Origin of the sequence: Fumia xinanensis, assembly GCF_014384905.1 — a bacterium.
In the GTDB taxonomy this organism is placed as follows: Bacteria; Bacillota; Clostridia; order Oscillospirales; family Ruminococcaceae; genus Fumia; species Fumia xinanensis.
Map to the genome: position 1 here is coordinate 986,974 of NZ_JACRSV010000001.1, position 17,979 is coordinate 1,004,952.

A 17,979-nucleotide genomic window follows, 5' to 3' on the forward strand; every position below is an offset into this window, starting at 1 on the left:
TATCAGGCGGCTGTGAAATGACGGGGCCACGCCCCTGGTAGAAGCGGAAATCCGCTTTGGAGGTAACATGCAAATATTCGTCAACATTCTGCTTACACTTCTGATTTTTATCGTCATCATCCTGATACATGAATTCGGCCACTTTATTACCGCCAAGCTCTGCGGCGTCAAGGTCAACGAATTCGCCATCGGCATGGGACCTACTCTTTTCCGCAAAAAAGGCAAAGAAACTACTTATTCGGTGCGGGCGTTTCCCATTGGCGGCTTCGTCAGCATGGAAGGGGAAGAGGGGCCGTCCGACGACGAGCGGGCCTTCAGCAACCAGAACGTCTGGAAGCGAATCCTCATCATCTGCGCCGGCGCAATCATGAATGTAGTGCTTGGTTTTCTGGTGCTGGTGGGAATGACCATGTCCCAATCTTCCATCGTCACAAACACTTTGGCGGAGGTTCGGCCCGATTCCCTCATGGCCCAGAGCGGCCTGCAGGCAGGGGACACCATCCTCAAGGTCAATGGACGCACCATGTTTGTCACCGGTGACATCAGCTATGAGCTGATGCGGGACCCGGATCAAAACGTTTCCATGGTGGTGCGGCGTGACGGCGAGAAGATCACGCTGGATTCCGTGCGGTACAACACCAAAAACGACGGCGGTTTGGGCATCAAGGTGCAGGCGGTCGAAAAGACTTTTTTAGGCGTTGTGACCTACTCGGCTAAATACACGGTTTGTATTGCGCGGCTTATATGGGTTTCCCTCGTCGATTTGGTGACGGGGCAGGCTTCCTTCAATGACCTTTCGGGGCCGGTGGGCATGACCCAGGTGGTCGGCGAGGTAGCGCGGGTCGGCTGGCCGAACCTCATTCTGCTGCTGGCATTTATCACCATCAATGTGGGAATCTTCAACCTTCTGCCCATCCCGGCGCTGGACGGCGGACGGCTGTTGTTCCTGCTTGTCGAGGCCATAAGAGGCAAGGCCATCAAACCTGAGTACGAGGGGTACATCCACATGGCGGGATTTATTGCGGTGATTTTACTGATGATTGCCGTGACCTTCAACGATATATTGAAGCTGTTTAAAGGCTGATAAAAAATTTGCCGCAGGATTTAAAATCCCGCGGCTTTTTGTATGTGCCAAACGGTCTCCGGCACGCTAGGCTTGAATTTTCCGCAAATCCGGGAGAAAAAATCCGCAGGAACAGGTGAAAAAATCCCTCTTTTATGCTATACTTATTTTATATGCAAAATTCGCGGCTCAGTTGCCGCCTGAGATAACGGAGCGTGCTTTAGATGATGGAACGAAAAGTCATCCCGGTAAAACTGAAAGATTTGCTGTTCGGTGAGGGGAAAGTCTATATCCAGTCAATGTTAAACGTGCCCAGCACCGATATTGAGGGAAGTGTCCGACAGGCAGTCCGCCTGGAGGAAGCCGGGTGCGATATCATCAGGGCGGCCATCCCCGATAAAGAGGCGGTGAAACTGATTCCCGCCATCAAGGAAAAGGTCAAAATTCCGTTGGTAGCAGACATCCATTTCGATTACAGGCTGGCGCTGGAATCAGTGGCGGCGGGAGTGGACAAAATCCGTCTCAACCCCGGAAATATCGGTGACGACAGCCGGGTTAAAGAGGTAGCCGACGCCTGTAGAAAAGCGAGGGTGCCCATCCGCATCGGGGTGAACTCCGGTTCGGTGGAAAAGGGGATTTTGGCGAAACATGGCGGACCGACGGTGGAAGCTCTGGTGGAGAGCGGACTATATCACGCAAGGCTGTTGGAAAAGTTTGATTTTGACCAGATCGTCATCTCCATCAAGTCCTCCAACGTGAAGACCATGGTAGAAGCTTACGCCCTCTTAGCTAGGCAGTGCAGCTACCCGCTGCATTTGGGCGTCACCGAGGCGGGGACCGAGCGGATGGGGATCATCAAGTCGGCTGTGGGCATTGGGAGCCTGCTGCTTCAGGGTATCGGTGAGACCATCCGGGTCTCCCTGACCGCCGACCCGGTCCAAGAAGTGGAAGCGGCGCGGGACATCCTCAAAAGTATCGGAATGTTCGAGGGGCCAGAAGTGGTTTCCTGTCCTACCTGCGGCCGGACGCGGATCGACCTTATTTCCCTTGCGAACCAGGTGGAGGAGCGGCTCAAGACGGTGCAGAAACCTATCAAGGTCGCGGTCATGGGATGCGTCGTCAATGGGCCCGGCGAGGCCAAAGAAGCCGACATCGGCGTGGCGGGCGGCGTGGGCTGCGGGGTGCTCTTCAAAAAGGGAGAAATCCTGCGCAAAGTGCCGGAGGGGGAAATCCTCGACGCGCTGATGGAGGAGATCGAGAAGCTGTAGGGAGCTAAAGTAGATAAGAGTGGTGTGTAAAAGGATGGAAAATAGTTTTCATGAAATTCCGACCGATGGCTTGATACGGATGTATAGCGATATTATCAAGGAATTAAAGGATCGAGAAGTTATAAGGACAAATAACGTAATCGGTGATTTGGGAGAATACCTGGCAATTCAATATTATAACAATACTCCCAATTTACCGAATCTTTCTCCGGCTCCTGTAGGGACAGAGAATATCGATGCTATTAGCCGAAAGGGAGACCGTTACAGTATCAAGTCGACTAGTAAAAACGTGACAAGCGTTTTTTATGGGTTGGAACCGAAGAATTCTTCCAAAATAGATACCCAAAAATTTGAATATGTAATCGTATGTAAATTTGATGAAAATTACAAGTTGGAATCTATTTATCAAATGGACTGGGATACTTTTTTAGCGAACAAAAAGTGGCATAGCAGAATGCAGGCCTGGAATTTATCTTTAACCAAGAATTTGAAGGAAAAGTGCCTGAAAATTTATGAAGCCATATGACCAATGTTGAATAAAGGGGACAAGCACCAGTGACAGAACAGAGCTTTCTCGCCGTGTTCGGCGACTACATAGAAGAACCCTATCTCTCGATTTTTAAAGACTGTGAGATGCTGCGCCTAGATGCCGACCCGGGCGCCCGCACCATCTCTACTGTGATGAAAAACGGGAGTGTCATCAAGGTGGAGCACATTAGGGACTGCCAGCGGGCAGTGGCGAAAAACGCGGGGCTAAACAGTGTGCGTTTTACCTTGAAGTACCTGCCAACTTTGTTTGACATCTCCTATTTTCCCGAGCTTATCACCGAGCTGAAGAGCGTCTGCGGTGTGGTCAACGGCTTTCTGGATAACGCGGACGCGCAGTTTGACGGGGAAGTACTCCACATTTCCCTGAAAAACGGCGGTAAGAACATACTTGTGCAGGCGGGGGCAGATAAACAAATTGAAAGACTTGTTTACGAACGTTTTTCGAGGAAAATTACCGTGTCCTTTGAAGGGGTCGAGATAATCACCGAGGCGGATTTCCCCGAGCCGCCGCCCATCGTCATCAGAGAGGCGCCGCCTGCGCCCGCCCCCCGGCCCAGCAATGGCGACAGGCCGTCCTACGGTGGAAATGGGGGAGGTTTTGGGGGAGGCAGCGGCGGGTTCCGGCGGGATTCCGGCGTGAAGGATCCCACCCCTGTCACCATCAATTTTGCCGATATGCAGTTCCAGAACGAGGGGGCTATGCTCATTAAGGGCCGGAAAATCACCCAGAAGCCCACACCCCTCAATGAAATCAATTCCATGAGCGGCAATGTAGTGGTCTGGGGCGACATTTTTGCCACCGACTGCCGAGTGACGAGAGACGGAACCAAGGTGATTTTAACCTACAATTTCACTGACTACACCTCCAGCAACACTATGAAGATCATCGACGACGTAAAAAAACAGGATAAGTATGACTGCCTCTCCAAGGGGACGACGATTCTCGTTCGGGGCGACGTGGTGGACGACAAGTACGATCGGGAGATTTCCATCAAGCCCTACGACATCATGACAGTGAAGAAAATTCCGAAAACTGACGATGCAGAGGTGAAGCGGGTAGAACTCCACTGCCACACTAAAATGTCCTCGATGGACGGCGTAAGCGACGTGACCGAAATCATTAAAACGGCCTACCGTTGGGGACACAAGGCTATCGCTATTACCGACCACGGGGTGGTCCAGGCCTATCCCGACGCTATGAACTGCGTTGAGGGCATCCGCAAGGACGGCGGCGATTTCAAGGTCATCTACGGGGTGGAGGACTACTTCGTGAACGACTGCGTGGCGGCGGTTCACGGATGTAAAGAAGAAGACTTTACTGGGGAATTTGTCGTCTTTGACGTGGAGACTACCGGCCTTTCCGCCAAAAACGACAGGCTCACCGAAATCGGCGCAGTACTCATCCAAAACGGAAAGATCACCGACCGGTTTGACACCTTTGTGAACCCGGAACGGCCCATTCCGCCAAAAATTACCGAGCTGACGAGCATAACAGACGCCATGGTAGCAAACGCGCCGCTGGAAGCGGAGGCTTTGGAGCAGTTTATGGCGTTTGCGGGGGATCGGCCTCTCATCGCCCACAACGCCTCCTTTGACATGGGATTCATGCGGGTGGCGGCGGAGCGCTGCGGCAAACAGTTCCCCTATACTTCCATCGATACTCTGGTGCTGGCGAGGAACCTCTATCCGGAGCTTTCTAAATTCAAACTGGATGTGATCGCAAAGCATCTGGAGCTGCCGGAATTCCACCACCATAGGGCCTGCGACGATGCCGAGGTTCTGGGCAACATCTTCCTCAAAATGATGGAACAGATGGAGGCGGAGAAAGACATCCACTCCATTTCCGGCATCAACACCGCCATGAGCGGCGGCGATCCGAAACAACTTAAGACCTATCACCAAATTATCCTGGTCAAAAATAAAACCGGACTGAAAAACCTCTACCGGCTTGTTTCCTTTGCCCATGTGAAGTATTATTTTCGTCGGCCCCGCACCCCAAAATCCGAAATTATGAAGTATCGGGAAGGGCTGTTGATCGGAAGCGCCTGCGAGGCGGGAGAGCTGTTCCGGGCTATTGTCGAGGGCAAAAGCTTTGACGAGCTCTGCGAAATTGCATCCTTTTACGATTATCTGGAAATCCAGCCCATCGGAAACAACCAGTTTATGCTGATGAACGGGCAGGCGTCCGGCGTCGAGCAGCTTCAGGACTTCAACAAGACGATAGTGGCAATCGGGGAAAAGCTGAATAAGCCGGTAGTCGCCACTTGCGACGTCCACTTTTTAAACCCCGGAGACGCCATCTTCCGCACCATTTTGATGGCTGGCATGAAGTTCAAAGACGCCGATCAGCAGCCACCTCTCTACCTGCGCACCACAGAGGAAATGCTCAAGGAATTTGAGTATCTGGGAGAACAGAAGGCCTATGAAGTGGTGGTGGAGAACCCTCTGAAAATCGCCGATATGATCGACCCCGACGTGCGGCCCATCCCCAAGGGGACGTTTCCGCCCAACATCGAGGGCTCCGATGAGGATTTGCAGAGGATCACCTGGGAGCGGGCGAAGAAAATTTACGGTGACCCGGTGCCGGATCTGGTCAAAGACCGACTGGACCGGGAGCTCACTTCTATTATCAAACACGGATTTGCGGTACTTTACATGATCGCCCAGAAGTTGGTCTACTACTCCGAGGAACACGGGTATTTAGTCGGTTCCCGTGGTTCGGTAGGGTCGTCTTTTGTGGCGAACATGGCCGGTATTTCGGAGGTAAACCCGCTGGCGCCCCATTACGTCTGCCCAGAATGCAAATGGAGCGAATTTTATACAAAGGGCGAGTACGGCTCCGGCTTCGATTTGCCGGAGAGAACCTGTCCACAGTGCGGCGCAAAGCTCAATCAGGACGGCCATGACATCCCATTTGAGACTTTTCTGGGATTCGACGGCGACAAAGAGCCGGATATCGACCTTAATTTCTCCGGCGAGTACCAGAGCTACGTCCACAAATACACCGAAGAGCTGTTCGGTTCCGACCACGTGTTCAAGGCGGGCACCATCTCGACGGTGGCGGAAAAAACCGCCTACGGCTTTGTTTTGAACTACATGCAGGAGCGGGGGAGGGTTATCCACAAGGCGGAGGAGCTGCGGCTTGCAAAAGGCTGCGAGGGGGTCAAGCGCACCACCGGCCAGCACCCCGGCGGCATGGTCGTCATCCCGTCGGAGTACGAGGTCTACGATTTCTGCCCCATCCAGCACCCGGCCGATAAGGCAGATTCCGACATTCTGACCACCCACTTCGACTTCCACTCCCTCCACGACACCATCTTAAAACTGGACGAGCTGGGACACGATGTTCCGACCCTATATAAGCACATCGAGGACATGACCGGCATCAAGGTGATGGACGTTTCCATGTCCGACCAGAAGGTCATCAGCCTCTTTACCTCCACCGAGGCGCTGGGCGTCACCCCCGACGAGATTTTCAGCAACACCGGCACCCTGTCCTTGCCGGAAATGGGTACGCCGTTCGTCCGCGGTATGCTGGAAGAGGCCCAGCCCAAGACCTTTGCCGACCTTTTGCAGATTTCCGGCCTGTCCCACGGCACCGACGTATGGCTGGGAAACGCCAAGGATCTAATCGACAACAAGACCTGCACCATTTCGGAAGTTATCGGTACCCGTGACAGCATCATGACCTACCTGCTCCACAAGGGGCTGGAACCGAAGCTGGCCTTTAAGATCATGGAGATCACCCGTAAGGGCAAGGCGCCCAAGCTTTTAACCGACGAGATGGTGCAGGATATGCTCGACCACGGTGTGCCTCAGTGGTACGTAGACAGCTGCTTTAAAATCAAGTATATGTTCCCGAAAGCCCACGCCGCCGCCTACGTCATCGCGGCTATCCGCCTCGGGTGGTACAAGGTTTACTATCCGCTCCAGTACTACGCGGCGTTTTTCACCGTCCGGGGCGGCGATTTGGAAGCCGATACGGCGGTGGCTGGCAAAGCGGCCTGTCGGGCGCGGCTGATGCAATTAAAGGACATGGACCGCAGCGTCAAGGAAGAGGACGTTTACAATACCCTCATGATCATCAACGAAATGCTTTGCCGGGGGTATGAGTTCCTGCCGGTGGATCTGTATAAATCCCACGCGACAAAGTATGTCATCGAGGACGGAAAAATCAGGCTGCCCTTTACCGCCCTCAAGGGACTGGGGGAGGCTGCGGCTAAGGGCTTGCAGGAAGCGGGGGAACAGGGGGATTACATCTCGGTGGATGAGGTGCAGACCCGTTCCGGCGTATCCAAGGCGGTCATCGAGATGCTGGAAGGGGCCGGCGCTCTGGAAGGGCTTCCGAAAACCAGCCAGATGATGTTTTTCTAAGGTAAAATGCCTAACTACACTTTTATTTTGTGGAAAAAAATCGGACGGTTTTCCAAAATTTTAAAGCTAAAGCAAAATTTATTGACAGATGCGCTGTGACGTGTTACCATATTAGCATACTAAAGCGATTAACTTGGAGAGATGTAAGTTCAAGAGTGGCACATCCGCAAAAAAATTGCTTTCAAATTGCTGACAAGGAAGGTTACTTGGCTTATGATGAAGAACAGGCTGATCACGCCCGAGGGCACTCGAGATACCCTCTTTGAGGACTGCATCGCCCGCCGCAAGGCAGAGCAAAACATCAAAAAAGTGTTCCTCTCCCGGGGCTACTCCGAAGTGGTGACGCCGGGACTGGAGTTTTACGACGTGTTTAATTCGCCGGAGCACGGCATTCCTCAGGAACGGATGTATAAACTCACCGACTTAAAAGGGCGCATCCTCACCGTCCGGCCCGACCTGACCATGCCGATAGCAAGGCTGGCGGCGACCCGGCTCAAAGGCCATACGCTGCCCTTCCGGCTTTTCTATAACCAGAGCGTTTACGCCATCAACCCGGCCTTGAGCGGCCGCAGCGATGAAACAGTGCAGGCGGGCATCGAGCTCATCGGCTCCAGCACCCGCCGCACCGATCTGGAAGTGATCGCAACCGCCGTGGAGGCTCTCGAAAGCTGCGGCCTTGCTGACTTCCGGCTGGAAATCGGGCACATCGGCTTTTTCAATACCCTCATTCAAAAGCTTAACCTGTCCGATTCTGATAAGGACGAGATTCGCGCTCTCATCGAGTCGAAAAACTACCCAGCCTTAAACGACCGGCTGGATAAACTGGAAAACAAGGAAGTGGCAAACGCCTTAAAGCAGCTTCCCGCCCTCTTCGGTGGGGAAGAGGTTTTTGACAAGGCCAAAAAGCTTTTGGACTGCCCGGAGCTGCTGGAAACAACGGTGTATCTCCGCAGTCTCTACAAGGATTTGCAGAAGCTGGGCCTTGACGGCAAGATTTCCCTGGATTTGGGCATCGTCACGAGAAACGATTACTACACCGGCATCGTCTTTAAAGGCTATGTTCAGGGCCTCGGCACCACCGCGCTGGTGGGAGGCCGGTACGACAGCCTCCTGTCCGACTACGGCGTGGATCTGCCCGCCGTGGGCTTTGGCATCGACGTAGACGCGGTGGCCAGGGTGATGAAATCGGCTGACGACGCAGTGCTTCCCCCCGACGTGCTGGTTTTCGCCGAGGAGGGGTATGAAGGCAAGGCTCTGGCGCAGGTGAAACGCCTGACCGAAATGGGCTTTCGGGCCGAGTTTTCGGTGTTTGAGACCTTTGAGGAATCCAAAAAATACGCGGCAGAAAAAGGCATTGAGACGGTGTACATCGTCCGGGACGACATTGTGGAGGTGAAGGCATGAGTAATTCATTGAGACCCATCCGCATCGCCCTCACTAAGGGAAGGCTCGAAAAAGACACGGTAGCGGTGTTTGAAAAGCTGGGCTACGACTGCAATGAGCTCATCAACAAGGGGAGAAAGCTGATTTTGCAGATTCCCGACCGGAATATCGAAGTGGTGCTGGCCAAGGCCGCCGACGTCATCACCTATGTGGAGCACGGCGTCTGCGACTTGGGCGTTGTCGGCAAGGATACCATTATGGAGCACGGCGGCAGCTTTTTCGAAGTGGCCGATTTGGGGTTTGGGCGCTGCAAATTCGCCCTGGCCGTCAAAAAAGGCTCCGATTTTTACAGTGGCTATAACATCAAGACCATCGCCACCAAATATCCCAATGTGGCGCGGGAGTATTTCGCCGAAAAGGGGATGGACATCGAGATCATCAAGATCGAAGGCTCGGTTGAGCTGGCCCCTCTGGTTGGGCTGTCCGACGGCATCGTCGATATCGTCGAAACCGGCACCACCTTAAAGGAAAACGGTTTGGAGGTAGCGGAGGATGTAGCATATATTTCCGCTCGCCTCATCGTCAATACCGCGTCCTTAAAGCTCCGCAAGGAAGAGCTGGAACCCCTCATCGACGCCATCCAGCAGGGCTCTGCCCGTTAACGCACTTTAAAGGAGGAAATATAGATGCTGCCAATCGTAACCGCCAACGGCAAGGATGAACGGGAACTTCTCGGGGCGCTCCGCTCCCGCAGCGGGGAAGTGGACCGGAAGGTGACTGCTGTTGTCTCTGAAATCATCGAAAACGTCCGGCTAAAGGGAGACGAGGCCGTCAACGAATATACCCTAAAATTCGACGGCAAACTGCCCCCCGCCATTGAGGTTTCCCGGGAGGAAATCAACGATGCTTTGACAAACGCCGACGAGAATTTTGTCTCGGCGCTTTTAAACGCTCAGGAGAACATCGCCGATTTCCACAACCGGCAAAAGCACCAGAGTTTTATCGACCCCAAGGAAAACGGGGTGATTTTGGGCCAGCGCATCCGCGGTCTTGAGCGGGTAGGCCTCTACGTGCCCGGCGGCACGGCTGCATACCCTTCATCGGTTTTGATGAACGCCATCCCTGCGAAAATCGCCGGGGTGAAGGAGATCGTCATGGTGACGCCCCCCACAAAAGAGGGGAAAGCGAACCCGGACATTCTCGTTGCGGCGGCGATCTGCGGTGTGGACCGGGTATTCCTATTAGGCGGCGCACAGGCTGTGGCAGCGCTGGCTTACGGCACCGAGACCGTTCCCAAAGTGGACAAAATCGTCGGTCCCGGCAACATCTATGTGGCCACCGCCAAAAAGCTCCTTTACGGCGTCGTTGACATCGACATGATCGCTGGGCCCAGCGAAATCCTCGTTTTGGCCGACGAAACGGCGGAGCCGAAGTATCTGGCGGCAGATCTCATGTCGCAGGCGGAGCACGACGTCTTGGCTTCCGCCATCATGGTTACCACCAGCCGGAAAATCGCCGACGAGACGGCGAAGGAGCTAGAAAGACAGGTGGAAACCCTGTCTCGGAAGGAGATCATCAAAAAGTCCCTCTCTGAATTCGGCGGCATCATCGTCTGTGAGACGGTGGACGAGGCGGTAACCCTCGCCAACGAAATCGCGCCGGAGCACCTGGAAGTGATGATGGAAAACCCCTTTGAATACATCGGAAAACTGGACAACGCCGGCTCCATCTTCCTCGGCAAATACGCGCCGGAGCCGTTGGGTGACTACTACGCCGGCCCCAATCACGTCCTTCCCACCAGCGGCACCGCCCGGTTTTTCTCGCCCCTGTCAGTGGACGCTTTCGTGAAGAAAGTAAGCTACATTTATTACACCGAGGACGCTTTGCGGGAAGCTTCCGGCGATATCGTCACCCTGGCGGAAAAAGAGGGCCTCACCGCCCATGCCAATTCCATCAAGGTGCGGTTTTAGGGGAGCGGATATGAGTTACGAACTTTGCAAAAAGGTGAGGGACTTAACCCCTTATGACCCGTTACAGGGGAATTACGATCTGCGGCTGGACGCCAACGAGAGCTATCTGTCCCTGTCGGACAGCCTCAAAGAAAAGGCGGCGGCCATCGCCGCCCAGACGGCCTTGAATCGGTATCCTGACCCCTACGCCACTGAGCTCTGCGCCGCCTTCGGCGACTATTACGGCGTTGATTCGAAGCTTGTCACCGCCGGAAACGGCTCCGACGAACTGATTGGACTGATTGTGGGGGCGCTGCTGCAAAAGGGCGAAAAAATTGCCAATTTGACCCCGGATTTTTCCATGTACCGGTTTTACGGGGAGATTTACGAAAACCCCGTCGTCCAAATCCCCAAAGGGGAGGATTTTTCCATCGGCCCTCAGGCCGTCATCGACGAAGTAAAACGTCAGGACGTGAAAATGCTCATCTTTTCCAACCCCTGCAATCCCACCTCGGTGGGGCTTGCGGCTGAGGATGTGCGGAAGATCGTCCGCGGGGTGGATGCCCTTGTGGTGCTGGACGAGGCCTACATGGACTTCTGGGACCAGAGCTTGCTGTCCGAGGTTTCGGACTATGATAACCTCATCATTTTAAAGACCTGTTCCAAGGCCATCGGCATGGCGGCTTTGCGGGTGGGGTTTGCGGTGGCAAACGAAGTGATAACCAAGGCCCTCAAAGCGGTCAAGTCCCCTTATAACGTCAATTCCATTTCTCAGGCAATCGCCGCCTGCGTATTAAAAGACAAGGCGTTTTTGCGGCAGTGCGAGGACGAGATCATCGCTTCGGCCCAAACCCTAAAGGAAGGGATACAGGCGCTGGCGGCCAAATATCCGGCGTTGGAGCGGGTTTTTGACAGCTGCACAAACTTTGTTTACATCAAAACGGCCGTGGCGAAAGAAATCTACCAAAAACTGCTCCAAAAGAGCATCGCTGTGCGTTGCTTTGGCGGGTATTTGCGGATTTCCACCGATTCTATTGAAAATAACCGGCGGCTGTTTACGGCGCTGGAGGAAATTTTATCTGCCCTGGACTGATTCCGGTTCAGGAAAGAGCGGCTTTGACAGGAAAGGATGTTTTTTATGAGAACGGCGTCACTGAAACGGCAAACCAAAGAGACCGATGTAAGCGTCACCCTGAATCTGGACGGAAAAGGGGAGGCGGACATCTGGACCGGGGTCGGATTTTTCGACCACATGCTCACCGCCCTCTGCGTCCACGGGGGATTTGATTTGAGCGTGTCGGTCAGCGGGGACTTGAACGTGGACTGCCACCACACCGTCGAGGACACCGGTATCGTCTTGGGACAGGCCTTGAAAGAAGCCCTCAAAGATTCCGGCCCCATCTGCCGTTACGGCTCCGCCTTCATCCCCATGGACGAGGCGTTGGGCTTTGCGGCGCTGGACGTTTCCAACCGGCCCTATCTGGTTTTTGCCTGCGATTTCAAGGCCGACAAAATCGGCGACATGGATACCCAGATGGTGGAGGAATTTATGCGGGCCTTTGCTTTTCAGGCGGGAATCACCCTCCACCTGAAGGCGGAGTACGGCGCAAACGACCACCACAAGGCGGAGGCGCTTTTCAAGGCGCTGGCTCACAGCCTTAAAGCGGCGGTGGCCCTCAAGGAGGGCGAAACCCTCAGCACTAAAGGGGTGCTGTAAGGGCTTTTCCGCGGCGAGCTAACCACAGCTTTCGACACAGAAATCGGTACAAAAGGAGAGGCGATATGATTACCATTATCGACTACGGAGCGGGGAACCTTTTTTCGGTGCAGAACGCCCTAAATTTTTTGGACCTCGAAAACCAGGTATCCAGCGACCCCAAAGACCTGGACCGTGCGGACGGGCTGATCCTTCCGGGCGTGGGGGCATTTCCGCTTGCGATGGAGAAGCTACGGGAGACGGGACTTGTGTCCTGTATTCGGGAAAACGCTCAGAAAAAGCCGCTTCTCGGCATCTGCCTCGGAATGCAGATGCTCTTCGAGGAAAGCGAGGAGTTCACCCGCACCGAGGGGCTTTCGCTGATTCCCGGGAAGATCGACAAAATCGTCTGCCCCTATAAAATCCCCCACATGGGCTGGAACAGCTTGGAGTTTACCCGGAAAAGCCCGCTGCTCAGAGGCCTCAGCGAGGGGGACAGCGTCTATTTCGTCCACTCCTTCATGGCGTACACTAGTGGGGAGAACATCTCGGCTCAGTGCGACTACGGGGTGAAAATCCCGGCGCTGGTGGAGCGGGGGAACGTCTTTGGCGCTCAGTTCCACCCGGAGAAGAGCGGGGAGGTAGGGCTTCAGATTCTAAGAAATTTCGGAGACCTCACCAAAAGATAGAGGTTAAATTTCATTTCAGGGCTGCTCCTCCTGCGGGCGGCCTCATCTCAAATGGAAAGGAAGCTTTTGTTTTACGCAAAGCATGGTCATACAGATGGTTATCTTACCTGCAATCGACATCAAGGACGGCAACTGCGTGCGGCTCTACAAAGGGGATTTCAGCACCGTTCACAAGGTGGCGGAAGACCCGCTTGAGACGGCGAAACGCTTTGAAGCGGATGGTGCCTCCTTCTTACATATGGTCGACTTGGACGGGGCTAAAGACGCCCGCCCCCAGAACGCCGATATTTTCATCGAGGTGGCGAAAAACACCTCTCTCAAAGTGGAGGTGGGCGGCGGTATCCGCAGCCTCGACACAGTGGAACACTACCTGCGTCACGGCATTGACCGGGTAATTTTAGGTTCCGCCGCCGTCAAGGACCCCATTTTCGTCAAGGAAGCGGTCAAGGAATTTGACGACCGGATTGTCGTCGGTATCGACGCGAAAAACGGCATGGTCTCGGTGGAAGGATGGCTGGACAGCAGTTCGGTCCACTATCTCGATTTGGCAAAGGAAATGGAGAAAATCGGAGTTGCCCACATTGTTTACACCGATATTTCCAAGGACGGGACGCTGGAAGGGCCCAACCTGAACCAGCTGACCCGCATCAAACAGGCGGTGTCCTGCAACATCATCGCTTCCGGCGGGATTTCCGGCATCGGGGACATCCGCGCCCTCAAAGAGCTGGGGGTCTACGGCGCCATCTGCGGCAAGAGCCTCTACGAGGGGACGCTGGACCTGAAAGAAGCATTGCAGGCAGCGGCAGAATAACTAAATTAAGATGTCCCCCGCCTCTATAGGCGGCGGGTGCCACGTAATTTTTTCAGTGGGAGCACAGGCTCCCACTGAAAACGTTGAATGACGGGGCAAAGCCCCTTATTGAACCCTTTAGAAAGGAATTTTCCTATGCTCAACAAACGCATCATTCCCTGCCTGGACGTGCGGGACGGCAAGGTGGTCAAAGGAATTAACTTCGTCGGCATCAAAGAGGTGGGCGACCCGGTGGAATGCGCCCGGATGTACAACGAACAGGGGGCGGACGAAATCGTCTTTCTCGACATTACTGCCACCGTCGAGGCCCGGAAAACCATCGTCGACATCGTCAGAGAGACGGCGAAGCAGGTCTTCGTCCCCCTGACAGTGGGAGGCGGCATCTCCACTATCGAGGATTTTTCGGTGCTGCTCCGGGCGGGAGCCGACAAAGTGAGCGTCAACTCCGCCGCCATCAAAAACCCGCAGCTCATCGCCGATGCGGCCGACAAGTTCGGCAGCCAGTGCGTCGTCGTCGCCATCGACGCCAAACGGGCCGGCGACCAAAGTTTCCACGTCTACGTGGCGGGCGGCCGTATCGACACTGGATTGGACGCGGTGGAGTGGGCGAAAAAAGCCTGCGCACTGGGGGCGGGGGAAATCCTCCTCACCTCCATGGATGCGGACGGCACCAAGCAGGGCTTTGATTTGGAGCTTTTAAACGCCATTACGGCGGTGGTAAACATCCCGGTTATCGCCTCCGGCGGCTGCGGCAAGCTCCAGCATTTCTCCGAAGTGTTCGAGAAAACCGACGCCGACGCGGCTCTGGCGGCGTCTCTTTTCCATTACCGGGAGCTGACGGTGGGAGAGGTAAAAGAGCATCTAAAAGAGAGAAATATCCCGGTACGACTGTGATTTTTAACTGTAAAGAATGTTGCTTTACAGTTAAAAATACCCTTTAACCGGCATATTTGTCAGGGTTGGACGATAGAATAGGGGTAGAGCCTGCCCCAATAGGAAAGGAATGTCATCAAAGTGGATTTGGACGTTTATTTTCAGAAAGGGGAGCTGATCCCCGCCGTCGTCGTAGAGGAAAAAAACGGCGCGGTTTTGATGCTGGCCTATATGAACAAAGAAAGCCTGCAAAAGACGATGGAAACCGGCTACACCTGGTTTTACAGCCGGTCGCGGCAGGAGCTCTGGAACAAAGGAGCAACAAGCGGCCATCTGCAAAAGGTCAAAAGCATCGTGGCCGACTGCGACAACGACACCCTGCTCGTCACAGTGAACCAGACAGGAGCCGCCTGCCATACCGGCTCTTACAGCTGCTTTTTCAACCAGGTCTGGAAAGCGGACGACAGCAAATAAATCGGGCGGAAGTTTCTTTTTCCACGATGTTTTTAAACGGTTTTGACACTAGAAAACAATGCCGAAACCGGAGTAAATTCCAAAAGAAAGGCATGGCGAACAAAATGAACGAAACCTTAAAAGGTCTATCGGAAGTAGTAAAACAGCGGAAGGAGCATTTCGAGGAAGGCTCTTACACTTGCTACCTCTTTGACAAGGGCTTGGACAAAATCTTAAAAAAATGCGGCGAGGAATGTTCCGAGATGATCATCGCCGCCAAAAATAACGACAATGAGGAACTGGCAAACGAGATTTGCGACCTCTGCTACCACGTGCTGGTGCTCATGGCCCAGCAGAACCTGGCCATCGAAGATGTGGTGGCGATTTTGGAACAGCGCCGCCAGAAAATCGGCAACTTAAAGCAGTTTCACGTCTCCGACCACAACACCTGATCAGTAAGGCGGTTTTCCCGGCCCTGAAATGGTTGGAAAGCCGAATTGGGACGCAGGGTTTTCCGCCTGAAGCCCACAGCAAACCGCAGGGGAGAACCTCTCGCTTTTATTCCAAAGGCCCCGGCCTTGCTACGTCAAAAATAACGAAAGCCCAAAAACAGCGGACGTCCAGATGAAATCACATGGAGGTCGCTCTGGCCCTCAGGGCCGGACTTCCCGAAAGGAAGGCTTGTTTTATGGGCTTTTTTGACGCACTTAACGACTGGATTCTCTCGCTGCCTACGGGCATCATCTATCTGGTGGCGCTGATGGGGGCGGGGATTTTTCTCACCTTCCGGCTGCGGTTTGTTCAGTTTCGGCACTTTTTCCGAGCTTTTAAGGACACCTTTCAAAATATCGGAAAAGGGGGAGGGGAAGGGAGCATCTCTTCCTTTCAGGCAACTGCCACCGCTCTTGCCGGCACCTTAGGTACCGGCAACATCATCGGCGTGGCCACCGCTATCGTCAGCGGCGGGCCGGGGGCGGTTTTCTGGATGTGCGTCAGTTCCTTTTTCGGCATGGCCACAAAGTTTTCAGAAATCGTCCTGGCCGTCCATTTCCGTACCCAGAACCGGAATGGTGAAACGGTAGGCGGTCCCATGTACTACATCCAAAACGGCATCCACAGCAGATGGATGGCTGTCATTTTTTCTGCCGCCTGTGTGGGAGCCTCCTTCGGAGTGGGGAATCTCTCCCAGTCTAACGCCATCTCCGACGCCCTCTACAGCACCTTTGGCGCGCCTAAGTGGTTAGTGGGGCTCGTCGTTATGGCGGTCATCGGCCTCATCATCATCGGCGGTATCAAGCGTATTGGTGCAGTGACAGAACGGCTGGTGCCCATTATGGCTCTCACTTATTTTATCGGCTCTATCGCCGCTATTGCCGTCAACTGGCGGGCACTGCCGGAGGCCTTTTCGGTGATTTTCAGAGACGCTTTTACCACCCAGTCGATTTCAGGCGGCGTACTAGGATATCTCACAAGCCGTGCCGTCCGGTTCGGCATCTCAAGAGGGGTTTTCTCCAACGAGGCGGGCCTCGGTTCCGCACCCATCGCCCACGGGGCTGCCCAGACCGACAGCGCGGTGCGGCAGGGGCTTTGGGGCATCGTCGAGGTGTTTCTCGACACCATCCTCATGTGTACGATGACCACAGTTGTCATTCTCACCTCCGGCCAGTATCAGAGCGGCGCCACAGGGGCGGCTCTGACCACCTCGGCATTCGCCACAGCCTTGGGGAAGCACGCTGCCTCCTTCGTTGCCATTTCCACCATCTTTTTTGCCGTTGCCAGCATCGTGGGCTGGGCCTACTACGGAGAAAAGGCCATCGAATTCCTGTCGCCCAAGCGGATTTGGGTCAACGTTTACCGGGTGTGTTTCGTCCTGTCGGTATTTTTAGGTGCAGTGGCGCAGATCGACCTAATTTGGAACCTGTCGGACCTGTTAAACCTCATCATGGCGATACCCAATATCATCGCGGTGGTAGCACTCAGCAAAATTGTTTCCAGAGAGTCCCAAAGCTATTTTGCGAAGTTCACAAAAACTAGGTAAAAATCAACAAAATAACAGTGATTTCAACTAATTACCTTTTACAATAAAAGAAAATAAGCGCAAAATAAAGATATTTATCTAAATTGAGAGAATATTACATGTTTTCATAAAAATATCCAATATTTTAAGAATTGTATTCCGTTCAAATAAGTGTTATAGTTGTTTTTAGTTGATTGACAACTGTACTTGTTAGACGGAATCAGGCCCCGCCTGAAAAAGGACGGGGTTTCTTTTTTCGCCTGAAACCGGAACGCCCATTTGCAGCGCAGGCAAGATGGAGTTTTGTGTCTTTGCCGCAATAGCGGCAAAGTGGGCTCAAATCTCTGGAAAGGAATGTTGATTTTCATGGAAATGGAAAAGAAACCGAAGCGCCTGGTCGTCAGCACTGACGTGCTGCCCGACGTGTTTTTGAAGGTCATTGAGGCAAAGCATCTCCTCTCCAAAAATGAGGCCAGAAATTCTTCCGATGCCTGTCGCATGGTGGGAATTTCGCGGAGCGCCTTTTATAAATACAAGGACAATGTCCAGGTGTTTGATGAAAAGGGCTCGGGGCAGATCAGCACCTTGTATCTGAAACTTTCTGACGAGCCCGGCGTACTGTCGAAGGTCCTAAAGCTTCTCTATGAGCTGGGAGCCAACATCCTCACTGTCAACCAGAACATCCCCGTAGATACGGTGGCCATCGTGACGGTGGGCATCCGCATCAACCGGGACGAGCTGGACCCGGAGGACATTGTGCGCAGCCTATCCGGACTGTACGGCGTAGTGTCGGTGAAAAAAATCTAGATTGTTGAGACTGTGCGTCTTCCGAAAACATCTGTCAACAAACAGCG

At 53.8% G+C, this 17,979-nt stretch carries 16 protein-coding genes; all 16 read left to right on the forward strand.

What is annotated here, in order from left to right; genetic code table 11:
* The first annotated feature begins 67 nt into the window (after window positions 1-67).
* Window positions 68-1,084, forward strand: a complete 1,017-nt coding sequence (gene rseP / locus H8710_RS04650) for an RIP metalloprotease RseP (RefSeq protein WP_249294248.1) — start codon at window positions 68-70, stop codon at window positions 1,082-1,084.
* Between the two features lie 203 nt (window positions 1,085-1,287).
* Window positions 1,288-2,331 (forward strand): flavodoxin-dependent (E)-4-hydroxy-3-methylbut-2-enyl-diphosphate synthase, encoded by a 1,044-nt coding sequence (ispG, locus tag H8710_RS04655; protein WP_249294249.1) that lies wholly within the window; start codon window positions 1,288-1,290, stop codon window positions 2,329-2,331.
* Window positions 2,332-2,365: 34 nt separating this feature from the next.
* The gene (locus tag H8710_RS04660; protein ID WP_249294250.1) at window positions 2,366-2,857 is read left to right on the forward strand and encodes a DUF6998 domain-containing protein; all 492 of its coding nucleotides are present in this window, start codon (window positions 2,366-2,368) and stop codon (window positions 2,855-2,857) included.
* Window positions 2,858-2,964: 107 nt separating this feature from the next.
* A complete protein-coding gene (locus H8710_RS04665; protein WP_430413307.1) occupies window positions 2,965-7,254 on the forward strand; it encodes a PolC-type DNA polymerase III in 4,290 nt (1,429 codons plus the stop codon).
* A gap of 213 nt (window positions 7,255-7,467) precedes the next feature.
* Window positions 7,468-8,658, forward strand: a complete 1,191-nt coding sequence (gene hisZ / locus H8710_RS04670) for an ATP phosphoribosyltransferase regulatory subunit (protein ID WP_249294252.1) — start codon at window positions 7,468-7,470, stop codon at window positions 8,656-8,658.
* On the forward strand, window positions 8,655-9,299 hold the full coding sequence (hisG, locus tag H8710_RS04675; protein ID WP_283242769.1) for an ATP phosphoribosyltransferase: 645 nt from the start codon (window positions 8,655-8,657) through the stop codon (window positions 9,297-9,299). Before hisZ ends, hisG begins: the two co-directional genes overlap by 4 nt.
* A 24-nt stretch (window positions 9,300-9,323) precedes the next feature.
* Window positions 9,324-10,607, forward strand: a complete 1,284-nt coding sequence (gene hisD, locus H8710_RS04680) for a histidinol dehydrogenase (protein WP_249294253.1) — start codon at window positions 9,324-9,326, stop codon at window positions 10,605-10,607.
* 10 nt (window positions 10,608-10,617) lie between these two features.
* A complete protein-coding gene (locus tag H8710_RS04685; RefSeq protein ID WP_249294254.1) occupies window positions 10,618-11,679 on the forward strand; it encodes a pyridoxal phosphate-dependent aminotransferase in 1,062 nt (353 codons plus the stop codon).
* Between the two features lie 45 nt (window positions 11,680-11,724).
* A complete protein-coding gene (hisB, locus tag H8710_RS04690) occupies window positions 11,725-12,303 on the forward strand; it encodes an imidazoleglycerol-phosphate dehydratase HisB (protein ID WP_249294255.1) in 579 nt (192 codons plus the stop codon).
* 65 nt (window positions 12,304-12,368) lie between these two features.
* The gene (gene hisH / locus H8710_RS04695; protein ID WP_249294256.1) at window positions 12,369-12,971 is read left to right on the forward strand and encodes an imidazole glycerol phosphate synthase subunit HisH; all 603 of its coding nucleotides are present in this window, start codon (window positions 12,369-12,371) and stop codon (window positions 12,969-12,971) included.
* A gap of 94 nt (window positions 12,972-13,065) precedes the next feature.
* Entirely contained in the window at window positions 13,066-13,782 is a 717-nt protein-coding gene (gene hisA / locus H8710_RS04700) for a 1-(5-phosphoribosyl)-5-[(5-phosphoribosylamino)methylideneamino]imidazole-4-carboxamide isomerase (protein WP_249294257.1), read from the forward strand.
* 135 nt (window positions 13,783-13,917) lie between these two features.
* Window positions 13,918-14,676, forward strand: a complete 759-nt coding sequence (hisF, locus tag H8710_RS04705; protein WP_249294258.1) for an imidazole glycerol phosphate synthase subunit HisF — start codon at window positions 13,918-13,920, stop codon at window positions 14,674-14,676.
* Window positions 14,677-14,796: 120 nt separating this feature from the next.
* Complete coding sequence (gene hisI, locus H8710_RS04710; RefSeq protein ID WP_249294259.1) at window positions 14,797-15,129, forward strand: phosphoribosyl-AMP cyclohydrolase; 333 nt, start codon at window positions 14,797-14,799, stop codon at window positions 15,127-15,129.
* A 92-nt stretch (window positions 15,130-15,221) separates the two neighbouring features.
* Entirely contained in the window at window positions 15,222-15,560 is a 339-nt protein-coding gene (hisE, locus tag H8710_RS04715; RefSeq protein WP_430413302.1) for a phosphoribosyl-ATP diphosphatase, read from the forward strand.
* A gap of 236 nt (window positions 15,561-15,796) precedes the next feature.
* Window positions 15,797-17,146, forward strand: a complete 1,350-nt coding sequence (locus tag H8710_RS04720) for an alanine/glycine:cation symporter family protein (RefSeq protein WP_249294260.1) — start codon at window positions 15,797-15,799, stop codon at window positions 17,144-17,146.
* A gap of 345 nt (window positions 17,147-17,491) precedes the next feature.
* Window positions 17,492-17,932: an ACT domain-containing protein gene (locus H8710_RS04725; RefSeq protein ID WP_249294261.1), complete on the forward strand. Its 441-nt coding sequence runs from the start codon at window positions 17,492-17,494 to the stop codon at window positions 17,930-17,932.
* Window positions 17,933-17,979 lie beyond the last annotated feature (47 nt).

Coding starts and splice junctions, on each gene's coding strand:
- hisH (WP_249294256.1), top strand. CDS start 12,369: ATGATTACCATTATCGACTACGGAGCGGGGAACCTTTTTTCGGTGCAG.
- H8710_RS04725 (WP_249294261.1), top strand. CDS start 17,492: ATGGAAATGGAAAAGAAACCGAAGCGCCTGGTCGTCAGCACTGACGTG.
- ispG (WP_249294249.1), top strand. CDS start 1,288: ATGATGGAACGAAAAGTCATCCCGGTAAAACTGAAAGATTTGCTGTTC.
- H8710_RS04720 (WP_249294260.1), top strand. CDS start 15,797: ATGGGCTTTTTTGACGCACTTAACGACTGGATTCTCTCGCTGCCTACG.
- H8710_RS04665 (WP_430413307.1), top strand. CDS start 2,965: ATGCTGCGCCTAGATGCCGACCCGGGCGCCCGCACCATCTCTACTGTG.
- hisG (WP_283242769.1), top strand. CDS start 8,655: ATGAGTAATTCATTGAGACCCATCCGCATCGCCCTCACTAAGGGAAGG.
- hisF (WP_249294258.1), top strand. CDS start 13,918: ATGCTCAACAAACGCATCATTCCCTGCCTGGACGTGCGGGACGGCAAG.
- hisZ (WP_249294252.1), top strand. CDS start 7,468: ATGATGAAGAACAGGCTGATCACGCCCGAGGGCACTCGAGATACCCTC.
- hisE (WP_430413302.1), top strand. CDS start 15,222: ATGGCGAACAAAATGAACGAAACCTTAAAAGGTCTATCGGAAGTAGTA.
- hisB (WP_249294255.1), top strand. CDS start 11,725: ATGAGAACGGCGTCACTGAAACGGCAAACCAAAGAGACCGATGTAAGC.
- H8710_RS04685 (WP_249294254.1), top strand. CDS start 10,618: ATGAGTTACGAACTTTGCAAAAAGGTGAGGGACTTAACCCCTTATGAC.
- rseP (WP_249294248.1), top strand. CDS start 68: ATGCAAATATTCGTCAACATTCTGCTTACACTTCTGATTTTTATCGTC.
- H8710_RS04660 (WP_249294250.1), top strand. CDS start 2,366: ATGGAAAATAGTTTTCATGAAATTCCGACCGATGGCTTGATACGGATG.
- hisA (WP_249294257.1), top strand. CDS start 13,066: ATGGTTATCTTACCTGCAATCGACATCAAGGACGGCAACTGCGTGCGG.
- hisD (WP_249294253.1), top strand. CDS start 9,324: ATGCTGCCAATCGTAACCGCCAACGGCAAGGATGAACGGGAACTTCTC.